Annotated in this window: 18 protein-coding genes, 2 tRNA genes and 3 rRNA genes; 16 read left to right on the top strand and 7 right to left on the bottom strand. The window is 42.5% G+C overall.

What is annotated here, in order from left to right; genetic code table 11:
- Positions 1-25: 25 nt before the first annotated feature.
- The 3 genes from ABZP31_RS12825 to ABZP31_RS12815 all read left to right on the top strand — a co-directional run bounded on the left by ABZP31_RS12825 (position 26) and on the right by ABZP31_RS12815 (position 2,296).
- Positions 26-682: a hypothetical protein gene (locus ABZP31_RS12825; RefSeq protein ID WP_005024492.1), complete on the top strand. Its 657-nt coding sequence runs from the start codon at positions 26-28 to the stop codon at positions 680-682.
- 201 nt (positions 683-883) lie between these two features.
- On the top strand, positions 884-1,870 hold the full coding sequence (locus ABZP31_RS12820) for a malate dehydrogenase (protein WP_005018414.1): 987 nt from the start codon (positions 884-886) through the stop codon (positions 1,868-1,870).
- Positions 1,871-2,032: 162 nt separating this feature from the next.
- Entirely contained in the window at positions 2,033-2,296 is a 264-nt protein-coding gene (locus ABZP31_RS12815) for a DUF2789 family protein (RefSeq protein ID WP_005018415.1), read from the top strand.
- 37 nt (positions 2,297-2,333) lie between these two features.
- Here ABZP31_RS12815 and ABZP31_RS12810 read toward each other — a convergent pair whose 3' ends face one another.
- Both ABZP31_RS12810 and ABZP31_RS12805 read right to left on the bottom strand, forming a co-directional pair.
- On the bottom strand, positions 2,334-2,861 hold the full coding sequence (locus ABZP31_RS12810; protein WP_138000882.1) for a hypothetical protein: 528 nt from the start codon (positions 2,859-2,861) through the stop codon (positions 2,334-2,336).
- A 74-nt stretch (positions 2,862-2,935) separates the two neighbouring features.
- Positions 2,936-3,538, bottom strand: coding sequence for a 2OG-Fe(II) oxygenase (locus ABZP31_RS12805; protein ID WP_248133709.1), 603 nt, complete (start codon positions 3,536-3,538; stop codon positions 2,936-2,938).
- Positions 3,539-3,654: 116 nt separating this feature from the next.
- Here ABZP31_RS12805 and ABZP31_RS12800 point away from each other — a divergent pair, with 116 nt between their 5' ends.
- The 9 genes from ABZP31_RS12800 to ABZP31_RS12760 all read left to right on the top strand — a co-directional run bounded on the left by ABZP31_RS12800 (position 3,655) and on the right by ABZP31_RS12760 (position 13,736).
- A complete protein-coding gene (locus tag ABZP31_RS12800) occupies positions 3,655-4,512 on the top strand; it encodes a 23S rRNA (adenine(2030)-N(6))-methyltransferase RlmJ (RefSeq protein ID WP_005407192.1) in 858 nt (285 codons plus the stop codon).
- Positions 4,513-4,561: 49 nt separating this feature from the next.
- Positions 4,562-5,392 carry a CDP-diacylglycerol--serine O-phosphatidyltransferase gene (pssA, locus tag ABZP31_RS12795; protein WP_005024502.1) on the top strand — a complete coding sequence of 277 codons (831 nt, stop codon included), beginning with the start codon at positions 4,562-4,564 and terminating at the stop codon, positions 5,390-5,392.
- A 19-nt stretch (positions 5,393-5,411) separates the two neighbouring features.
- Positions 5,412-6,485: a DUF6670 family protein gene (locus tag ABZP31_RS12790; RefSeq protein WP_111282372.1), complete on the top strand. Its 1,074-nt coding sequence runs from the start codon at positions 5,412-5,414 to the stop codon at positions 6,483-6,485.
- 439 nt (positions 6,486-6,924) lie between these two features.
- Positions 6,925-8,461 (top strand): 16S ribosomal RNA (locus tag ABZP31_RS12785).
- 61 nt (positions 8,462-8,522) lie between these two features.
- A tRNA-Ile gene (locus ABZP31_RS12780) sits at positions 8,523-8,599 on the top strand.
- Between the two features lie 55 nt (positions 8,600-8,654).
- Positions 8,655-8,730 (top strand) — tRNA-Ala (locus ABZP31_RS12775).
- A gap of 361 nt (positions 8,731-9,091) precedes the next feature.
- Positions 9,092-11,981 (top strand): 23S ribosomal RNA (locus tag ABZP31_RS12770).
- A 190-nt stretch (positions 11,982-12,171) separates the two neighbouring features.
- Positions 12,172-12,286 (top strand): 5S ribosomal RNA (gene rrf, locus ABZP31_RS12765).
- The 16S, 23S and 5S rRNA genes sit together here with 2 tRNA genes alongside, the layout of an rRNA operon.
- 172 nt (positions 12,287-12,458) lie before the next feature.
- A complete protein-coding gene (locus ABZP31_RS12760; protein ID WP_174498962.1) occupies positions 12,459-13,736 on the top strand; it encodes a M20/M25/M40 family metallo-hydrolase in 1,278 nt (425 codons plus the stop codon).
- Positions 13,737-13,785: 49 nt separating this feature from the next.
- Here the strand turns inward: ABZP31_RS12760 and ABZP31_RS12755 are convergent, their stop codons facing one another.
- Positions 13,786-15,168, bottom strand: a complete 1,383-nt coding sequence (locus ABZP31_RS12755; protein WP_367156821.1) for a dihydrolipoyl dehydrogenase — start codon at positions 15,166-15,168, stop codon at positions 13,786-13,788.
- Between the two features lie 207 nt (positions 15,169-15,375).
- Between ABZP31_RS12755 and ABZP31_RS12750 the strand changes: the two genes are divergently transcribed.
- Complete coding sequence (locus ABZP31_RS12750) at positions 15,376-17,058, top strand: Ig-like domain-containing protein (RefSeq protein ID WP_248135235.1); 1,683 nt, start codon at positions 15,376-15,378, stop codon at positions 17,056-17,058.
- Between the two features lie 150 nt (positions 17,059-17,208).
- On the opposite strand, the gene ABZP31_RS12745 is transcribed toward ABZP31_RS12750, so the two are convergent.
- Positions 17,209-17,643 carry a sulfur transferase domain-containing protein gene (locus ABZP31_RS12745; RefSeq protein ID WP_248132934.1) on the bottom strand — a complete coding sequence of 145 codons (435 nt, stop codon included), beginning with the start codon at positions 17,641-17,643 and terminating at the stop codon, positions 17,209-17,211.
- Positions 17,636-17,971 carry a TIGR01244 family sulfur transferase gene (locus tag ABZP31_RS12740; protein ID WP_005018435.1) on the bottom strand — a complete coding sequence of 112 codons (336 nt, stop codon included), beginning with the start codon at positions 17,969-17,971 and terminating at the stop codon, positions 17,636-17,638. Before ABZP31_RS12740 ends, ABZP31_RS12745 begins: the two co-directional genes overlap by 8 nt.
- A 263-nt stretch (positions 17,972-18,234) precedes the next feature.
- Here ABZP31_RS12740 and trxC point away from each other — a divergent pair, with 263 nt between their 5' ends.
- Entirely contained in the window at positions 18,235-18,666 is a 432-nt protein-coding gene (trxC, locus tag ABZP31_RS12735) for a thioredoxin TrxC (RefSeq protein ID WP_005018437.1), read from the top strand.
- A gap of 1 nt (position 18,667) precedes the next feature.
- The gene (locus ABZP31_RS12730; RefSeq protein WP_005404776.1) at positions 18,668-19,090 is read left to right on the top strand and encodes an acyl-CoA thioesterase; all 423 of its coding nucleotides are present in this window, start codon (positions 18,668-18,670) and stop codon (positions 19,088-19,090) included.
- A gap of 42 nt (positions 19,091-19,132) precedes the next feature.
- Here the strand turns inward: ABZP31_RS12730 and ABZP31_RS12725 are convergent, their stop codons facing one another.
- Together ABZP31_RS12725 and ABZP31_RS12720 are read right to left on the bottom strand one after the other, a co-directional pair.
- The gene (locus tag ABZP31_RS12725) at positions 19,133-19,636 is read right to left on the bottom strand and encodes a DUF4442 domain-containing protein (RefSeq protein ID WP_248135238.1); all 504 of its coding nucleotides are present in this window, start codon (positions 19,634-19,636) and stop codon (positions 19,133-19,135) included.
- A gap of 27 nt (positions 19,637-19,663) precedes the next feature.
- Positions 19,664-20,152 (bottom strand): YajQ family cyclic di-GMP-binding protein, encoded by a 489-nt coding sequence (locus tag ABZP31_RS12720; protein ID WP_005018442.1) that lies wholly within the window; start codon positions 20,150-20,152, stop codon positions 19,664-19,666.
- Between the two features lie 91 nt (positions 20,153-20,243).
- On the opposite strand from ABZP31_RS12720, the gene ABZP31_RS12715 reads away from it, so the two are divergent.
- On the top strand, positions 20,244-20,558 hold the full coding sequence (locus tag ABZP31_RS12715) for a rhodanese-like domain-containing protein (protein WP_248135241.1): 315 nt from the start codon (positions 20,244-20,246) through the stop codon (positions 20,556-20,558).
- Positions 20,559-20,564 lie beyond the last annotated feature (6 nt).

The following is a 20,564-nucleotide window of genomic DNA, read 5'->3' as shown; positions in this document are numbered from 1 at the left end:
ACTGCAATTTATAGCTAGTTTTTCAATGAAGAAAATAAGTCTAAAGGCAACCTCTTCTTTTGCAGCTGCCGGATGTGTAACTGCTGTGATCGGGTTGTGTAGTTCTCCGGCCTTTGCTGCACCAGCTTTGCAGGGGTATGTGATGCGTGTGCAAATGACACCGGCAGTATGTGCACTGGACTCATCCAGACAGAAAACCCGCCAGTGTCTGGAAGGGTATTCATTGACGATTGCCGGTTTGCTGCCTGAAACAACAGAAGAAGACTGTACAACCAGTTCTTCTGCAAATCTGTCACCCATTCAGGCAAACGTTGTGTCGCGTATTATGCCGGGTGAAAATAGCCGTGCTCAGTTATGGCATAGCGTAGGAGGGTGTTTGCCAATGAATGCCAGCCAGTATTTCCGTACCATTATTAATTATGCCGAACGCTTAAAAATACCTGCCGATCTGACCGGCTCAGTCAGTCGTCAAATGCAAAATAATTCATTAAAACAGCAGTTTTTAAAACTGAACCCTGCTTTGCCAAATAATGGAATACGCTTTAGTTGTGAAAGTTTAAGAGGCACACCTGTCTTGACAGAGGTTCAGGTATGTTACCGGGTTAATGGGCAGTATAAACAGTGCTCAAGTGAAGTCGTCTCCAGTTGTCCAGGTAGCTTTACCGTAAAAGGGGCATATTAAACAATTATTTGATGCTTAAAGATAATCTGTAAGTATGAAAAGGATTTCATTTATATTTCCTATCAGACTTTAGGGGAAATCCATTCTCTTTTACATGCATCTGTCAGACGATTGGAGTACAATCTTTGCCGTTTATGTTTATTAAGATTAGATAGAACAGCTATTTAATCATTATGACGATCCTCAATTGGAGATAATTACATGAAGCAACCTGTTCGCGTTGCCGTTACTGGCGCTGCTGGTCAAATTGGTTACAGCCTGTTATTCCGTATCGCAAGCGGCGAAATGCTGGGTAAAGACCAACCAGTTATTCTTCAATTATTAGAAATTCCTGTTGAGAAAGCTCAACAAGCGCTGAAAGGCGTAATGATGGAACTAGACGACTGTGCTTTCCCATTGTTGGCGGGCATGATCGGTACTGATGATCCTAAAGTAGCATTCAAAGATGCTGACTACGCACTTCTTGTGGGTTCACGCCCACGTGGTCCTGGTATGGAACGTGCTGACCTGCTTAAAGTGAACGGTGAAATCTTCATCGGTCAAGGTCAGGCGCTTAACGAAGTGGCTAGTCGTGATGTTAAAGTATTGGTTGTAGGTAACCCTGCAAACACCAATGCTTACATCGCAATGAAATCTGCCTCAGATCTTCCAGCGAAAAACTTTACAGCAATGCTACGTCTTGACCACAACCGTGCCTTGACTCAGCTTGCTCAAAAAGCAGGTGTTGCAGTTTCTGACATCGAAAACATGACTGTTTGGGGTAACCACTCTCCAACCATGTATGCTGACTATCGTTTCGCAACTGTGAACGGCGAAAGCTTGAAAGACAAAATCAACGATGCTGAATGGAACAAAGACGTATTCCTTCCAACTGTTGGTAAACGTGGCGCTGCGATTATCGAAGCACGTGGCCTGTCTTCTGCTGCTTCTGCTGCAAATGCTGCTATCGACCATATGCGCGACTGGGCACTTGGTACAAACGGCAAATGGGTAACAATGGGTATTCCTTCTGACGGATCTTACGGCATTCCTGAAGGCGTAATGTTTGGTTTCCCTGTAACCACTGAAAACGGTGAATACAAAATCGTTCAAGGTCTTGAAATCGACGAATTCAGCCGTGAGCGCATTAACGTAACTCTGAACGAACTTGAAGAAGAGCGCGCAGCAGTTGCTGACATGCTTAAATAATCTATTTTTTAGGTTGATAAAAAGCGCCTGTCATAGGCGCTTTTTTTATAGTCACCTTTAGATTTATCACAAAAGATAACAAGAATACATCGGCCTGTAGCCCTAATTTTCTGCGTATTTGTTAGTTTATAGATTGATGAAATAACAAATAGGAGTCAACTTATGGTACTCGAACAACAACCCACTTTAGAATTATTATTTGAGCAATTAGGCTTACCTTCAGATGAAGCTTCTATAGACCAGTTTGCAAAAGATCATCAGCTTCCTTCTGATGTAATTTTACCAGAAGCAGATTTCTGGACACAGGGGCAGAGTTCTTTCCTGCGTGAACACTGGCATCAGGATGATGAATGGATCGTGATTATTGACAAGCTGAACCAGATGCTGCACGTTGAAGACGATAAAAATCCTAAGCATCCTGAATAAGAAAAAAGGCTCTTCTGTGAAGAGCCTTTGATTTCAATCAATGAACACGCGACTGAAGCAGTTTCATAAACCAGTCCTCATTACGCACAGCCTGAAAGGCAAAATGTTGTCGTAACGTTTTCCGATCAAACTCTTGAGTCTTGGTATATTTGCTCAGCCAGTGCCGGGTAAGAGCCAATTCATTTTTAGCAACAGATGCATAGCCTAAAATCAGAAAAATTTCACCATGCTCATAATGTGCCAATGGTTTTAAAATCTGCTGGGCAATTAAAGCAAAATGCGCTTCACGATTCAATTCAAAGAAAACCATATAGGCTTTAGCTAGCTGAATCGAGAGGTCAAGGTAAACCCTTAACGGCATTTCTTCATATTCCAGGCGGCCTTGTTCAAGAATGACAATAGCTTCCTGTAAGAAATGAACCTGTTCCTGACGATGATTGCTGCGGTTTACCAGTTCCATACGTAACTGCCCACGCTCAAGCGCCAGTTCAGGCGTACTGGATGACAAGAACAATTGATCTGTTTCACCAATGCGGGCTATCAGTTGCTTGGTATCTTCTAGCATTCGCCATTACTCTTATAAATATTAAGTTTATATATGAGGCTGGTTTTACAGATTTAAAGCGACCGGCCTGGCCTTTACCATAACACCGGTCCACTACGTAACCATGCAGTAATGGACAGGCGCTGTTGTTGCGCCTTTAAGACTTCATGCAAAAGATCACTTTGAAAAATCACCAATCGATTGGGTGCGGGTTCAATAATATGCCAATCCTGATGCACATCCTGTAAGCGCAACTGCCCACCCCAGTGACTCTGCCATTGTTCATGTAAGTAGTAAACAGCAGAAAAAACCCGATCATTTTTTTGTTGGGGATTATCACGGTGTAAAGTATAAAACTCGCCAGCATTATAACAGGCGAAATGAGCTTCAACTTCACGAATACTGGTAAAGAATGCCCGGCTAAGTGTGATAGCCAGTTGTTGCAAGGTGTTTATATGTTGCTGTGCAATAGGCAAATTCTCATTGATCCATAAAATATGGTCACTGCGGATTTGCGTAACCACTCCGTTTTGAACAGCAGCTTCCCGAAAACGATTAATATTTTCAGTACATTCTTCTACTAAATCATGCAAATAAGCTTGCTCATAGGCTCGATCAATAACTGCAAAACCATGTTGATGTAAATCACTGATCACTTGGTCAAGAGCCCAGGATTGCGGTAGAAGAACGTCTTCCATATCACCTCGAAAAAATAAGGATAAAAAGTAAGGGATTATTTTAGAATAAGAGAAGTTCCTTAAAGAAACATTTTTTCATGCTAAAATGCCTATTGAACTAAGGAATTAATGCAAAAATGAATTACCGTCACCATTTCCATGCAGGCAACTTTGCCGATGTTATGAAACATGTACTGTTGCTGCAATTGTTGACACGCCTGAATAGTAAAGACAAGCCTTATCGTTATATCGATACGCATGGCGGCGCGGGTCAATATGATCTGTCGTCTGCACCTGCACAAAAGTCTGGTGAATTTCTGACAGGTATTCACCGTTTGGTCAAGCTGGATGACTCAGTCAAGCGTAATGCACCAGAAGGCGTACAGCAATACCTGAAACTGGTTGAAAGTATGCGTAGCCAGCAGGGTCAAGGGGCTTATCCTGGCTCACCATGGTTTGCATTACAGGGAATGCGTGATATTGATAAAGCCACAGTGTTTGAAATGCAACGGGATGTATTTCAGCAGTTACGTGACAATATTCGTGATTCACGTGCTGGGCTGCATGAACGTGATGCTTATGAAGGACTGCTGGCCGTTATTCCACCGAAAGAAAAACGCGGTCTGGTCATGATTGATCCGCCTTATGAATTAGAGCGTAAAGATTTTCCGCAATTGGTAGAGCTTTTACAGAATGCCTATAAAAAATGGCCGACGGGCGTATTTGCCGTGTGGTATCCGATTAAGGATCGCGCCATGATTGAGCGTTTTGAAAAGAAAATGATGAAGACCGGTATCCGCCGGCAGCTCATCTGTGAAATCTGTGTATGGCCGGATGATACGCCAGTCGGTTTAAATGGTTGTGGTTTACTGGTCATTAATCCGCCTTGGAAGTTTTCTGAAGATGCAGATGAGGCACTACAGTGGTTGTTTCCACATCTGCGCATGCAGGAAATTGGCGGACATGCGGCAGTACGCTGGCTAGTTGGTGAATAGTCTGTATTTTACCGTAAATTGGATAAGGTCATAGTTAGGACGTATAAGAATGACAAATATACCTAAGCCTGAACGGGATGATAATTCTCACGACTCATTTGATGGAATTACCTTTGAAGTGGTCGAAGAAGAGCATACTCATGAAGGGCAGAAAATAAGGCGTCGTGGAATTTATCTATGGCCGAACCTAATTACGACCGCAGCTTTACTTGCAGGGTTCTATTCAATAGTCGCGAGCATGAATGGAGTCTATAGTCAGGCCATTTATGCGATTTTTATTGCTGCGCTCTTAGATGGTCTGGATGGACGGGTAGCACGTGCCATCGGTGCACAAAGTGCTTTTGGTGAACAATTTGACTCATTGTCTGACCTGCTGGCTTTTGGCGTAGCGCCTGCAATGCTCATGTATAGCTGGAGTCTTAATGATCTTGGTCGTATTGGTTTAGCTTGCTGTTTTGTCTATACCGCTTGTGCCGCCTTCCGGTTAGCCCGTTTCAATGTGCAGATCGGAGTAGTCGATAAGCGTTATTTCATCGGGATTGCAAGTCCGTTGGCTGCAATCATTGTGGTTTCATTAATCTGGGTAGGAATAGATTTTCCAGCGATTTTTGATCTGCAGGACCGGGGAATTCAAGCCACCAATGCTGTCCTGATGCTGATTATCGGAATCCTGATGATTTCTAATATCAAGTATTACTCATTTAAACAGATGGATCGCAAACGTGTACCTTTTGCAGTCATGCTTCCTGTTGTTTTGATTCTTGCAGCAATTACGTACAATATACCTGTTGGAATACTGACTGTTTCTATTATTTATGCATTATCAGGTTTCATTACAACATTTTTGGCCCGAAGACATCAAAGTCGTATTATAACCTAACCAAATCAGGGGGTTCAGTATGGTTAAATTGATTACGTCCTTGAATCAATCACAGCAGCTGAACCCTAAATCATTTTCTAAACTGAACTTGGCTTATCATCCGCCTAAAGGCCGTTTTAAAATTATCCATCAGGGTCTGATTCTACCCAATCTGCCTGCTCCACTTCATTATCTTAATTTTATAAGTATTATCGGGCAGCCCCGAATACCCGTATTTTTTAATCAAAGTGCCATTCTTGAGCAGGCGCTCGATACTGCAACAGTTTTAGTCAGCTCCAGTCCACATATGGTGGGGCAACTTAAAAGTTACTCTGTAAAAGAACAGTGCTTTTTTAATTCTGATGATTTTTCCTTTGCAGATATTGATCAAGTATCTGGTGAATTACCTGTATTACGAATCAAACGCCAGTCACCCGAGTTTTCTATAGATTTAAATGTGGTGACTCTGCCTGTTCTTTCTCAATTTATAAAAATAAAATGGGGTTTATTCGAGCACTGGTCTTTGCTTTGCCAGTGTAAAGGCGAAGTTTACTACCAAGAACAGCGTTATTTGATTGAAGGAACCGGTAGCTTTGAATATGCCCGTGCTGCCAATATACCCGTAATTACCTGGTGCTTTTTTACCTATCAGGTCATTAATCTGAGCCCGTCCTTACAAGTTCTGCTTCTGCAAATCCGTAATAATTTTAATCAACTTGTTCAATCACATCTTTATGTGCGTGATATAGCTGGAGATATGAAGCTCCATGATAAAAATGTAATATTCAAAGTAGACCGTGTTTATCCTAAGGTGACTACACCTAATGGTAAAGAGATGTACTTGCCTAGAGAATTTTCTTGGTGCGTAGAACATGAAGGACAAATATTATTTGAATTGCATGCACAAAGCCGAGGGGATTTCAAATTTGGTTTAGCGGCAGGCTATGTCGGAAGCTTTCGTTATCAGGCTCATTGGGATGGCGAAAGCTATGAAGGCGAGAGCGGTTATATTGAATATATTGACTGCCGACCTTTGCGTTGGCAGGAAAAAAATGAACAGGATAAAATACTGGATCAGTTAAGTGTGGCTGAGCCCTGTATACTTAAGAAATAAAAAAAATCCGGGTTTTTGCCGGATAAATAACCAGTCGATCACTTTTTTATAAAATACCGCTTGCGTTGAGAAATAAATGGCCTATAATGCACATCCATCGGCGGTGATGAAGATTAAAACTTCTGATAAAACAGCAACTTAGTTAAATATAATTAAGTCAGGTTTTGTTAGATAGGTTTAAAATAATCTGAATTACCAGTTGACTTTCTGAAAAGAAAGCGTAATATAGCCGACCTAGCTTGCTGCTGACGAAGCAGTAAGAAGATCATTAAGAGAATATGAAGAACAACTTGTGTGGATTTTTACTGGTTGATCGATCGAAATAATTTTCATTGATTGAATGGTAGAAATTTCTCGAAGTTTATTTGAGTAAATTTTTAGTCAGAAGATTAATGAGCCAGAATTGGTACCTTGTCTATAAATAAGGTACAAATGATTTTAACTGAAGAGTTTGATCATGGCTCAGATTGAACGCTGGCGGCAGGCTTAACACATGCAAGTCGAGCGGATGAAGGTAGCTTGCTACCGGATTCAGCGGCGGACGGGTGAGTAATGCTTAGGAATCTGCCTATTAGTGGGGGACAACGTTCCGAAAGGAGCGCTAATACCGCATACGTCCTACGGGAGAAAGCAGGGGACCTTCGGGCCTTGCGCTAATAGATGAGCCTAAGTCGGATTAGCTAGTTGGTAGGGTAAAGGCCTACCAAGGCGACGATCTGTAGCGGGTCTGAGAGGATGATCCGCCACACTGGGACTGAGACACGGCCCAGACTCCTACGGGAGGCAGCAGTGGGGAATATTGGACAATGGGGGGAACCCTGATCCAGCCATGCCGCGTGTGTGAAGAAGGCCTTTTGGTTGTAAAGCACTTTAAGCGAGGAGGAGGCTACCTGGATTAATACTTTAGGATAGTGGACGTTACTCGCAGAATAAGCACCGGCTAACTCTGTGCCAGCAGCCGCGGTAATACAGAGGGTGCGAGCGTTAATCGGATTTACTGGGCGTAAAGCGTGCGTAGGCGGCCAATTAAGTCAAATGTGAAATCCCCGAGCTTAACTTGGGAATTGCATTCGATACTGGTTGGCTAGAGTATGGGAGAGGATGGTAGAATTCCAGGTGTAGCGGTGAAATGCGTAGAGATCTGGAGGAATACCGATGGCGAAGGCAGCCATCTGGCCTAATACTGACGCTGAGGTACGAAAGCATGGGGAGCAAACAGGATTAGATACCCTGGTAGTCCATGCCGTAAACGATGTCTACTAGCCGTTGGGGCCCTTGAGGCTTTAGTGGCGCAGCTAACGCGATAAGTAGACCGCCTGGGGAGTACGGTCGCAAGACTAAAACTCAAATGAATTGACGGGGGCCCGCACAAGCGGTGGAGCATGTGGTTTAATTCGATGCAACGCGAAGAACCTTACCTGGCCTTGACATACAGAGAACTTTCCAGAGATGGATTGGTGCCTTCGGGAACTCTGATACAGGTGCTGCATGGCTGTCGTCAGCTCGTGTCGTGAGATGTTGGGTTAAGTCCCGCAACGAGCGCAACCCTTTTCCTTATTTGCCAGCACTTCGGGTGGGAACTTTAAGGATACTGCCAGTGACAAACTGGAGGAAGGCGGGGACGACGTCAAGTCATCATGGCCCTTACGGCCAGGGCTACACACGTGCTACAATGGTCGGTACAAAGGGTTGCTACACAGCGATGTGATGCTAATCTCAAAAAGCCGATCGTAGTCCGGATTGGAGTCTGCAACTCGACTCCATGAAGTCGGAATCGCTAGTAATCGCGGATCAGAATGCCGCGGTGAATACGTTCCCGGGCCTTGTACACACCGCCCGTCACACCATGGGAGTTTGTTGCACCAGAAGTAGGTAGTCTAACCGCAAGGAGGACGCTTACCACGGTGTGGCCGATGACTGGGGTGAAGTCGTAACAAGGTAGCCGTAGGGGAACCTGCGGCTGGATCACCTCCTTAACGAAAGATTGACGATTGGTAAGAATCCACAACAAGTTGTTCTTCATGACGATGTATCTGAGGGTCTGTAGCTCAGTTGGTTAGAGCACACGCTTGATAAGCGTGGGGTCACAAGTTCAAGTCTTGTCAGACCCACCACTACTGACGAAAGCAGTAATGCAGAAAAACAGATATGTTGACTTATTGATAAGCTGGGGACTTAGCTTAGTTGGTAGAGCGCCTGCTTTGCACGCAGGAGGTCAGGAGTTCGACTCTCCTAGTCTCCACCACGAATCAAACATGATTTGATTCGAAGCTAGAGATTACAGAATTTAATGAGAACTTAGCGTAAAGCACATCTTATTAACTTCTGTGATTTATCACAGTTGACTGCAATCCGACGAGGATGCAGTGAATCATTAACAGATTGGCAAATTTGAGTCTGAAATAAATTGTTCAACTCATTCAATAGACGTTACAGGGCAACCTGTTGACTAACGTAGATTGAACTGAGAACTAGCAAATTAACTGAATCAAGCGTTTTGGTATATGAATTTAGATTGAAGCTGTACAGTGCTTAAATGCACAGTGCTCTAAACTGTAATGTTGAAGTTGCTCCTTGTAGGTAACGTCGACTGTTTGGGGTTGTATAGTCAAGTAATTAAGTGCATGTGGTGGATGCCTTGGCAGTCAGAGGCGATGAAAGACGTGATAGCCTGCGAAAAGCTTCGGGGAGGCGGCAAATATCCTGTGATCCGGAGATGTCTGAATGGGGAAACCCACTTACCATAAGGTAGGTATTGCATGATGAATACATAGTCATGCAAGGCGAACGAGGGGAAGTGAAACATCTCAGTACCCTCAGGAAAAGAAATCAATTGAGATTCCCTCAGTAGCGGCGAGCGAACGGGGATCAGCCCATTAAGTTATGTGTGTTTTAGAGGAATGCTCTGGGAAGTGCAACCGTAGAGGGTGATAGTCCCGTACACGAAAGGGCACACATAATGATGACGAGTAGGGCGAGGCACGTGAAACCTTGTCTGAATATGGGGGGACCATCCTCCAAGGCTAAATACTCCTGACTGACCGATAGTGAACCAGTACCGTGAGGGAAAGGCGAAAAGAACCCCTGTGAGGGGAGTGAAATAGATCCTGAAACCGCATGCATACAAGCAGTGGGAGCACCTTCGTGGTGTGACTGCGTACCTTTTGTATAATGGGTCAGCGACTTATATTCAGTGGCGAGGTTAACCGAATAGGGGAGCCGTAGAGAAATCGAGTCTTAATAGGGCGTCTAGTCGCTGGGTATAGACCCGAAACCGGGTGATCTATCCATGAGCAGGTTGAAGGTTGGGTAACACTAACTGGAGGACCGAACCCACCGTCGTTGAAAAGCCGGGGGATGACTTGTGGATAGGGGTGAAAGGCTAATCAAACTCGGTGATAGCTGGTTCTCCCCGAAAGCTATTTAGGTAGCGCCTCGGACGAATACCATTGGGGGTAGAGCACTGTTTCGGCTAGGGGGTCATCCCGACTTACCAAACCGATGCAAACTCCGAATACCAATGAGTACTATCCGGGAGACAGACTGCGGGTGCTAACGTCCGTAGTCAAGAGGAAAACAATCCAGACCGCCAGCTAAGGCCCCAAAATCATAGTTAAGTGGGAAACGATGTGGGAAGGCATAGACAGCTAGGAGGTTGGCTTAGAAGCAGCCACCCTTTAAAGAAAGCGTAATAGCTCACTAGTCGAGTCGGCCTGCGCGGAAGATGTAACGGGGCTAAAACTATGTGCCGAAGCTGCGGATGCACATTTATGTGCGTGGTAGGGGAGCGTTCTGTAAGCCGATGAAGGTGGATTGAGAAGTCTGCTGGAGGTATCAGAAGTGCGAATGCTGACGTGAGTAACGACAAAACGGGTGAAAAACCCGTTCGCCGAAAGACCAAGGGTTCCAGTCCAACGTTAATCGGGGCTGGGTGAGTCGACCCCTAAGGCGAGGCCGAAAGGCGTAGTCGATGGGAAATTGGTTAATATTCCAATACTTCTGTGTAATGCGATGAGAGGACGGAGAAGGTTAGGTCAGCCTGGCGTTGGTTGTCCAGGTGGAAGACAGTAGGCATGCATCTTAGGCAAATCCGGGGTGCTCTATGCTGAGAGTCGATAGCAAGCCAGTTTACTGGCGAAGTGGCCGATACCATACTTCCAAGAAAAGTCTCTAAGCTTCAGTTACACAGGAATCGTACCCGAAACCGACACAGGTGGTCAGGTCGAGTAGACCAAGGCGCTTGAGAGAACTCTGCTGAAGGAACTAGGCAAAATGGTACCGTAACTTCGGGAGAAGGTACGCTGCTGATGGTGATAGGACTTGCTCCTTGAGCTGTCGGCAGCCGCAGAAACCAGGCCGCTGCAACTGTTTATTAAAAACATAGCACTCTGCAAACACGAAAGTGGACGTATAGGGTGTGATGCCTGCCCGGTGCTGGAAGGTTAATTGATGGGGTTAGCGTAAGCGAAGCTCTTGATCGAAGCCCCAGTAAACGGCGGCCGTAACTATAACGGTCCTAAGGTAGCGAAATTCCTTGTCGGGTAAGTTCCGACCTGCACGAATGGCATAATGATGGCGGCGCTGTCTCCAGCAGAGGCTCAGTGAAATCGAAATCGCTGTGAAGATGCAGTGTACCCGCGGCTAGACGGAAAGACCCCGTGAACCTTTACTGCAGCTTGACACTGAACTTTGACCTTACTTGTGTAGGATAGGTGGGAGGCTTTGAAGTAGGGACGCCAGTTCCTATGGAGCCATCCTTGAAATACCACCCTGGTAATGTTGAGGTTCTAACTCTGACCCATAATCTGGGTCGAGGACCGTGTCTGGTGGGTAGTTTGACTGGGGCGGTCTCCTCCTAAAGAGTAACGGAGGAGTACGAAGGTGCGCTCAGCGTGGTCGGAAATCACGCGTAGAGTATAAAGGCAAAAGCGCGCTTAACTGCGAGACCCACAAGTCGAGCAGGTACGAAAGTAGGTCTTAGTGATCCGGTGGTTCTGTATGGAAGGGCCATCGCTCAACGGATAAAAGGTACTCTGGGGATAACAGGCTGATACCGCCCAAGAGTTCATATCGACGGCGGTGTTTGGCACCTCGATGTCGGCTCATCTCATCCTGGGGCTGAAGCAGGTCCCAAGGGTATGGCTGTTCGCCATTTAAAGAGGTACGCGAGCTGGGTTTAGAACGTCGTGAGACAGTTCGGTCCCTATCTACCGTGGGCGCTGGAAATTTGAGAGGATCTGCTCCTAGTACGAGAGGACCAGAGTGGACGAACCTCTGGTGTACCGGTTGTGACGCCAGTCGCATCGCCGGGTAGCTATGTTCGGAAGGGATAACCGCTGAAAGCATCTAAGCGGGAAGCCTACCTCAAGATAAGATTTCCCCGTGACTTTATGTCACCTAAAGAGCCGTTCAAGACCAGGACGTTGATAGGTTGGATGTGGAAGCATAGTGATATGTGAAGCTGACCAATACTAATTGCTCGTGAGGCTTGACTATACAACACCCAAACAGTTGTATACAAAGCATCAATCGATTCATAAATATGCAATATCCCTTGATTCAGCCTGATGCTGGAACATACAATTCAGACCCAGATCTGCCCTCTGTTAATAACTCATTTGGACTAAAGTACGGCATATACTGCACCGCAGTTAAATCAGACCCGAACAAGTCCATCAACAGTTGTGCTGGCGACCATAGCAAGAGTGAACCACCTGATCCCTTCCCGAACTCAGAAGTGAAACCTCTTAGCGCTGATGGTAGTGTGGGGTTACCCATGTGAGAGTAAGTCATCGCCAGCTCATTATTCTAAAAAGCCCCCTCATCGAGGGGGCTTTTTTTTATGCGGAGGGTTTTATATAAAATAATAGTTACTTTTAATAAATAAATTATTATATTGATTTTTCACTTATTTAAACTTCAGCTTGTGAGCTGTATTTATAAAGCAGATAAATTGATAGGGATTATTATTAAATGAAAAGACAATTAAAATATGGCATAAGTATAGGTATATCACTTTTTATTTGTACTTCAATCAGTCATGCCGCCTCAGCTCAAGAATTAATAAAAGTAGCTGAGTCACAAAAGCAGCCTTTTTTAAATACTTTAAAAAACTTAGTAAATATTGAGTCCAGTAGTCGCGATATAGAAGGGCTGAATATAATTGCCAAGCAGGTAGCCCAACAACTTAAAAATACGGGTGCTCAAGTAGAAATTATTACTAATCACGATATTTATCGTATGGATGATACGCCCGAGCAAGTGGGACCAGTTGTGAAAGCAACCCTTAAAGGTAAAGGGCAAACTAAGATTATGTTAATTGCGCATATGGATACAGTTTACCCAAAAGGCTCATTAGCAAAACAGCCATTTCGTATTGAAGGTGATAAAGCATATGGCTTGGGAATCATTGATGATAAGCAGGGAGTTGCATCAATTATTCATATTCTGTCTATGCTTAAAAAATTAAACTATCAGGACTACGGCACCATAACAGTATTGATGAATTCAGATGAAGAAATCAGCTCGCCAGGCTCCCGTAAACTGATTAGTAAAATTGCTCAACAGCAGGATGTCATATTTTCATTTGAGGGTGGGGGAACAGATGGAAGTTTACGCTTGGCCACCAGCGGTATTGGCGCTGCCTATTTAGAGGTTAAAGGTAAGGCCTCTCATGCGGGCGTTAAGCCTGAAGATGGGGTAAATGCATTAACTGAGCTTTCTCACCAGATATTACAGCTGCAGAATCTGTCTGATGCTAAAACAGGTTTAAAATTAAACTGGACAGTTGCTACAGCTGGCAAAACCCGTAATGTAATACCAGAAGAGGCACAGGCCCAGGCAGATGTACGTGCCTTAGACAATGCCGATTTTAAGAAAGTTGAAAGAATATTGGCTGAGCGGATAAAAAATAAAAAATTAAAAGACAGCCAAGTGGCAGTTAAATTCGAATTGCGCCGGCCTCCTTTATCTGCAAGTGAGCAAGCTCGATCAATTGCCAAGCAGGCCCAACAAATTTATTTGCAAGAATTCAAACAGTCATTAAATATTCTAACTGAGGCAACAGGTGGAGGGACAGATGCTGCCTTTGCTGCGCTGGATTCCAAAGCAGCAGTCATCGAAGGAATGGGAGTTTCAGGATATGGAGCCCATTCCAATCAGGCCGAATATATTCTGGTAGAAAGTATTGTTCCACGTTTATATATGGCTACTCGGCTCATTATGGATATTTCAGAGCAGAAAAATAAATAGTTTTATATAAGACTAGAGTAAAGCCATGAATTCTTATTCATGGCTTTATTTAATTTAGGACATTTAATTGTCTGCGTGCGTGCTTTAATGCTGTTCTTAATCCTTCTTCCATAGTTGGGTGATAAAATGGTTTTGCAAGTAAGCGATCAACAGTTATATTTTCGGCCATCATCCAGTTTAGCAGATGGGCAAAATGTTCAGCATTGTTTACTAATAGTTCTGCACCCAGTAATTGTTTAGTCTGTTTATCTACGTATACCTCAACTTTGCCCATATTCTTTCCTAATACGATGGCTCTTCCCTGTTTCTCATAAAAAACTTCTCCAGTCACAAATTGAGAGCCTGCTTTAACCAGTTGTTGATAACTTTTTCCAACTATAGCCATTTCTGGTTGGCTAAATACAATAGATAGGGGCGTAAATAATTTTATAGGTTGAATATGGGGGTAATTTAAACAGTTATGTACAGCAAGCTTGCCTTCTTGTGCTGCCTCATGCTGAATGGGAGTATCTGTATATGCATCGCCTACTATAAAGATAGGGTACTCAGCAAGCTGTTTGGTTTCTGGATGAACAGGAAGATTTTTAATATCTTTAAAATCAGAATGAATCTGGTCAAGTTTTAATGTATTTAGAAGACTTTTCCTTCCGGTAGCTACTAACAAATAATCAACTTCTAAGTCTTTAAATTTTCCATTCTGCTGATAACTTAACTTTACCCCATGCTCTGTTTTTACCACCTGTTCAGGTAAGGTGTTATATAAAATAGATAACTCTTTAGCAAATTCCTGCTGGGCGATTTTCTGAAGTTCTGGACTACTTAAATTACCTATCCGCTGACTACGTGCAAATATGGTTGTTTTTACATTTAAACGTTGCATGGCTTGTGCGAGTTCAAGGGCAATTACACCGCTACCCACTACGGTCAGTGAATTGGGTAGAGTCTCGAGCTCAAAAATATCATCTGATGTAATTAAACGATCCTGAAGTTCTTTTTTCCATTTAATATCGAAGCTTGGAGTTGAGCCAACTGCAAGAATAAAGCTTTTAGCCTGATAATGCTGGCTATTCACTTCTACGGTGTTGGCATCAATAAAATGTGCCTGTCCAGAGATTTTATGAGCTTCATTCCAGCTTTTTACATCCATCAGAGTAGCTTTTACAAATTGATCTCTGAGCCGTCGTACATGTGGCATGACGTGAGCTGTATTAATCTTGCTTTTAGCTTCTAAGCCAACTTCATCTGCATGATGTATATCATGCATCCGGTTAGCTGAAGAAATCAGAACTTTACTTGGCATACAACCTACACGGGCACATGTAGTATCCCAAGAGCCGTCATTGATAATTAAAATATTTTGTGTATGTTTAATTGCCTCCTTATACGCACCAATGCCGGCTGTGCCTGCCCCAACAATAATAAGATCGTACATTTATCTACCTATTTTAAAAGATTTTTTATATTCAAGGTTTCATCATATAGTGTTGTAATTTTTGGTTTGTATCTTTTGTTAGAACTGATTAAATAAAGGTATTAATAAAGATTCAGATTGATAAAAAATGTTATTTTAAGTAAATTTAACTTATAACTAATCAATTTTTAAATGATTTGAATTTTACAAGAAATATAGGGTCTATAAATGTCTAACTATTTAATCAAGTTAAGAAAACTTGGGGTAAATATAACTCTACTCACGAGTTCAATTGTATTGGTCGCTTGTGGTGGTGGTGGAAGTGAAGGTTATTTTAATAATGATAATTCTAATTCTGGTGGGAATAGTGGCAGTGAAACACCTTCAACACCTGAACAAACAAAAGATCTTTATGCGAACTTTAAAGCTTCTAAAACTGCAATGTTGTTATCAGGCGACACACTAGTATTAACTACACAAGTATTAAATTCAGAAACTGGTGGAGCTGCAGCGGATGAACCTGTAACATTACAATTGGTCAACGCAAAAGAATTAGGCATTTCAATTGATGGACTAGCTGAGCAAACAACTGATTCTAATGGTTATGCCATCTATACTTTAAAACTTAATGCTTCAACAAATCAAGCTTTGTTGAGAGATGGTATCTCGATCAACTTATTAAATGCTGAAAAGAAAAAAATTTCTGACATACATATTAATATTGTTGAAAGTGAAGTTGAAAGACCTCTGTATGATCTGGCTATTCAAACTAATAAAAATTTACTTTCAGTGAAGGGAGATACTGCAACTATTACTGTAAAAGCTTTAGATACAAATGGTGGTTCTCTAATAGGAAAAACAGTAACTCTTAGTATATTGGATTATACTAATAATCGTGTCTTAATAGATGGTCCTTCTACACAAATTACTGATGAACTTGGAAATGCAATATTTACAGTTCGATTGCCTTTATCTACTGGAGAGTTAGCTACATCTCTAATGGCAAAAGGAATTAGTCTAGAAGCCAAAATTACAGATCCAAAAAATGTCACAGTAATAAAGCCTTTAAAACTTAATGTAATTGCAGGTGAAACTTTAACTCCAGTTGGAAATATTACATTTGGTAATGCAGGGGTACTGACAACTAATAATGAAAAAACCTTCTATTCAGAGGATATTTCTGCTCAAGTAGTAGATATCGATGGGAAGCCTTTAGCTAATCAGAAAGTTACGATGTCTATTAATATTGTTTCTGGAGCGTCGGGACGTTATATATTAAGTTCTGAACTTGAGACATTAAGAGCTACAGATATTTTAAACATTGATATTTATAAAATTAGACCATTAAAGGCAAAATTAAATGAATTTAATACATCCTTAGCATCTTTAAATGGTCAATTAGCTTTAATCGATGAGACTGACCCAGATGCAAAAACTAAAAAAACTGCATTACAATCACAAATTAATTCTCTAAATATTGAAATACAAAAAATTAATAATGAAATTTCAGGAATCGAAGCAGATAAAACATTTATAGCACGTTACGTAATTGAGCCTAGGACATACTTATTATGTTCAGCTAGTCCTAGCCCGTCTTCTACTTCGCTCGCTACGAGTTTAGTTGACAGGAGTAAGGCTGATGATTCTGCAGTAAATGAATTTAGCTATACTACAAGCGCAGCAGGCTCATTTGATTTTAAAATTAATTATTTGCGTCGTTATGCCGGTTGGCAAACGGTTCAAATTAAAGCATCTACAACAGTTAGTGGAAAAACTGTTGAATCTATAATGTTTTATCCATTAAATCCTCTAAAAAGTGATTTGGAGGCAGATGTCTCTCAACCTTTTGATATTAGCCCTTATGGGGCAGGACGCTGTAGTTACCAAAAACCTTGGGCAAATTTACTCTAGAAATAGAAACAGCGCCTAGGCGCTGTTTTTTTATGAATGTCAGTATCTGAAAATTAAAGTGAGGTTCCCATACTTACCCCAACAGTTGGGCGTACATTCATAGAACTGCAGCCCATCAAGGTAAGTGAACATAAAAGAACGAGTAAAATTTTATTCACGTAATAATCCCTGTTGCTTGGCGTGATTAAATAGAGCAGTCGAGCGCCCCCCACTGCGACAGACCAGCAGAATCGGTTTAGGCAGGCTATTATAATAACGAGCAAACTCAACAATATCCGGCTGTGAAACTTTTACACTTTCAACAGGCTGGTAAATCAGACTGACATGAGACTTTTCTGCAACAGTCCGGAGCTGATTTACGGTTACAGGATTGCCGAGCTCACCGTCGGGCCGGTTAACAATGACTGATTTAAAACCCTGCTTGAGTAACTGCTGAAACTTTACCAAATCCATCTGTCCGGCTACGCTAACCTCTTCATTTAAAGGTTTGCTGATGGCTTGGTCAGTAACAGCAGCATTGACTGAAGAGATGGCACTTCCACACCAGCCCAGACTGAGCAGAAGGGCGCATATGTATTTAGTCATCCAGCAGGTCCATCTGTTTTGCTAATTGATAGAGGTTATTTGAGCGATTGCCAGTACGGCAGAACATTAAAATAGGTTTTGGCAGTTCATTATAGTGATTTGCAAATGTGCGCACATCAAGTTCACTGATCTGGCCAGCAACAACAGGCTGATAGACATAATCTAGGCCCGCAGCTCGAGCGGCCTCTTCAATCTGTGCACTGGTAGGCTGTTCAGCACCACCTTCCATATCTGGACGGTTATTGATGATCGATCTGAAACCTTTTTCAACTACTTGTGACACATGATCAGGGCCAATCTGGCCTGCAAAACCTACATTCTCGCTCATTTTTTTACTCCATAGATTCATAAGGAATTTATGCAGACATGATAGCATTAAGCAAGATTATGCGTCGAAATCGGTAGAAAATTAATAAATTTTTCCCAACAAAATATTAATGGATCTGATGAATATTTTTGATTGGAAGGTTTTTTAATCATATATGGGTTGAGGGGCAGATTTAGAGTTTCTGTTCTTATAAAATAATACTATTTGAAAAGTCGGGCATACTCGCATTAAAATTTTCATATACATTGACTGGATGAAAATGAATGATTCTTGTATGTCCAAGCTGCAGTGCAAAAAATCGTGTACCAGAGGAAAAGCTTGATGCAGCTCCGAATTGTGGACAATGTCATGCTGCCTTGCTTCCACGAGCACCAATTGAGTTAACTGAGCAGAATTTTAGTAATTTCATGAGTCATAGTGACCTGCCTGTACTGATTGATCTATGGGCCGACTGGTGTGGGCCATGCAAAATGATGGCGCCGCATTTTGCTGAGGCTGCCAAACATAACCCGCATGTTATTTTTGCCAAGATTAATACCGAGACTTCTCCACGCTTAAGTGCTGCATTTAATGTCAGAAGTATCCCGACCCTAGTACTGATGAATAAAACCACAGAAGTTGCTAGAATAAGTGGCGCCCTTCGATCTGCCGAGTTACAACAATGGCTGGATCAGCAACTTAAAGTCCGGAGTTAATGTGTCAGATACTAATCTAAAACCTGAAGGGGTATTGTCTCTTCAAACAATTGCTATGCCTGCTGATACCAACTGGAGCGGAGACGTATTCGGCGGCTGGATCGTTTCACAGATGGATTTAGCTGGTGCAATTCATGCTGAACGTTTTAGTAAAGGACGATGCGCCACTATTTCGATTAACCAGATGACTTTTCTGGTACCGGTTAAAGTGGGCGATGTAATTAGCTGTTATACCAAGATTTTAAAAGTTGGTAATACTTCAATCCAGATGCAGATTGAAGTCTGGGATAGCCATGATTCATCACGACCAGCTAAACGTGTTACAGAAGGAGTTTTTACTTTTGTCGCTGTAGATGTGAAAGGTAATAAACGCATAATTCCAGAAGAGGTTAAGCAGAAGTTTTTAGAGTCACAACAGGTTTAAAATAAAAATCCCAGACATAATCTGGGATTTTTTATATTGTCATTAAGATGGTTTAAGCCGATCTTTAGCGACCCAAGCCCACAGCATTTCACACTGAATAGGCTCTTCACCAGACTCGTCTACCACTGAGACTGTAACGAGCGTTTCGCCTTTCTCCGAGGTTTGCATCATCTGCTGCTGTTCAGCAGTCAAAGTTGCTACAGCGGTCATCGCTCCCTGAGTGGGCCGTTTAAAGTCAATTTTAAAACTTTTAATCAGTACAATAGCATTCTGAGGAACATTCATTGCAGTTACAAAACCAGTAGCAGTTTCGGCAAGAAGTGTCATGGCACAGGCATGAATCTGACCAATATGGTTCTGCATGACATGATGATTTGCCATACTGACTACCACTTTGGATGCGGTTACTTCAAGATAACGAACCTTTGCTGTACCTACCATTGGCACCACCCGACCAAATGCTCTACTCCACAAAGTACTGCGCAGGCCTTTAGGAAGCTTTGATGTGGTCTTGATCAGTCTGGACAAGCGATTATTATGGGCCATGAGGTTTCTCTTGCAAGCAATAGTGTCTTAATCTTTGAAGTTGTTAAATTGTAGTGGCAAGCCAAACTGCTGCTCACGCAGAAAGTTCATTACCTGCTGCAGGGTATCGCGCTTTTTGTCTGTTACACGGATTTTGTCACCCTGAATCGATGATTGCACTTTAATCCCACTTTCTTTAATGGCTTTATTAATTTTTTTTGCCGTATCTGAGTCAAGACCATCTTTAAGTTTGATCACTTGGACTACATTTTTTCCTGAAGCAGTCGCTTTTTGGGGATCGAGTGCCTGTACATCAATTTTACGTTTGTAAAAGTGATTCTCTAACATGCTATACACTTGTTCACATTGGAAATCACTTTCTGTGCTAATTTTAATTTCTTTATTTTTTTCATTTAGTTCGATGGAAACATCCTGGCCGCGGAAGTCAAACCGGGTTGCAATTTCCTTTTGGGTATTTTGAACAGCGTGATTAACTTCAAATAACTCTAATTCAGATACAATATCGAAAGATGGCATGGTTTAGACCTTTACAAAGGGAAAGAATATCTGAGATGCTAGGGATGTTTTCTTCATTTGCCAAGTATTGTTTACATCAAAGGAGTGCGCAATGATCCGTAAACAAGAAATTACTACATTTGAGTTCCCAGAAAATGCTGTTATCTGGGATGTCCGTGACACAGGTTCATATGCAGAAGGTCATATTCGAGGTGCGATCAATCAGCCTATCAATGATCTGAGCGCGGAAAGCTTGTCTCAGGTAGCAGCGGATCAACCGATTTATATCCTGTGCGGTGGTGGCAGTAAAGCCCCGCGTGCGGCTGAAATGCTTGAAAGCATAGATGACTCGCGTGAATACGTGGTGTTGATGGGGGGGACCCGAGCAGCACGTGATGCAGGATTGCCTTTGGAACAAGAAGGATAGAAAAAA

This window comes from Acinetobacter sp. FL (assembly GCF_040744925.1).
In the GTDB taxonomy this organism is placed as follows: Bacteria; Pseudomonadota; Gammaproteobacteria; order Pseudomonadales; family Moraxellaceae; genus Acinetobacter; species Acinetobacter radioresistens.
The sequence above is the reverse complement of the archived record's forward strand: the minus strand, read 5'-3'. Positions and strand labels throughout refer to the sequence as shown.

Excerpts from the sequence above, each read along its gene's own strand:
- ABZP31_RS12825 (WP_005024492.1), top strand. The coding sequence starts at position 26 with ATGAAGAAAATAAGTCTAAAGGCAACCTCTTCTTTTGCAGCTGCCGGA.
- ABZP31_RS12820 (WP_005018414.1), top strand. The coding sequence starts at position 884 with ATGAAGCAACCTGTTCGCGTTGCCGTTACTGGCGCTGCTGGTCAAATT.
- ABZP31_RS12815 (WP_005018415.1), top strand. The coding sequence starts at position 2,033 with ATGGTACTCGAACAACAACCCACTTTAGAATTATTATTTGAGCAATTA.
- ABZP31_RS12810 (WP_138000882.1), bottom strand. The coding sequence starts at position 2,861 with ATGCTAGAAGATACCAAGCAACTGATAGCCCGCATTGGTGAAACAGAT.
- ABZP31_RS12805 (WP_248133709.1), bottom strand. The coding sequence starts at position 3,538 with ATGGAAGACGTTCTTCTACCGCAATCCTGGGCTCTTGACCAAGTGATC.
- ABZP31_RS12800 (WP_005407192.1), top strand. The coding sequence starts at position 3,655 with ATGAATTACCGTCACCATTTCCATGCAGGCAACTTTGCCGATGTTATG.
- pssA (WP_005024502.1), top strand. The coding sequence starts at position 4,562 with ATGACAAATATACCTAAGCCTGAACGGGATGATAATTCTCACGACTCA.
- ABZP31_RS12790 (WP_111282372.1), top strand. The coding sequence starts at position 5,412 with ATGGTTAAATTGATTACGTCCTTGAATCAATCACAGCAGCTGAACCCT.
- ABZP31_RS12760 (WP_174498962.1), top strand. The coding sequence starts at position 12,459 with ATGAAAAGACAATTAAAATATGGCATAAGTATAGGTATATCACTTTTT.
- ABZP31_RS12755 (WP_367156821.1), bottom strand. The coding sequence starts at position 15,168 with ATGTACGATCTTATTATTGTTGGGGCAGGCACAGCCGGCATTGGTGCG.
- ABZP31_RS12750 (WP_248135235.1), top strand. The coding sequence starts at position 15,376 with ATGTCTAACTATTTAATCAAGTTAAGAAAACTTGGGGTAAATATAACT.
- ABZP31_RS12745 (WP_248132934.1), bottom strand. The coding sequence starts at position 17,643 with ATGACTAAATACATATGCGCCCTTCTGCTCAGTCTGGGCTGGTGTGGA.
- ABZP31_RS12740 (WP_005018435.1), bottom strand. The coding sequence starts at position 17,971 with ATGAGCGAGAATGTAGGTTTTGCAGGCCAGATTGGCCCTGATCATGTG.
- trxC (WP_005018437.1), top strand. The coding sequence starts at position 18,235 with ATGATTCTTGTATGTCCAAGCTGCAGTGCAAAAAATCGTGTACCAGAG.
- ABZP31_RS12725 (WP_248135238.1), bottom strand. The coding sequence starts at position 19,636 with ATGGCCCATAATAATCGCTTGTCCAGACTGATCAAGACCACATCAAAG.
- ABZP31_RS12720 (WP_005018442.1), bottom strand. The coding sequence starts at position 20,152 with ATGCCATCTTTCGATATTGTATCTGAATTAGAGTTATTTGAAGTTAAT.
- ABZP31_RS12715 (WP_248135241.1), top strand. The coding sequence starts at position 20,244 with ATGATCCGTAAACAAGAAATTACTACATTTGAGTTCCCAGAAAATGCT.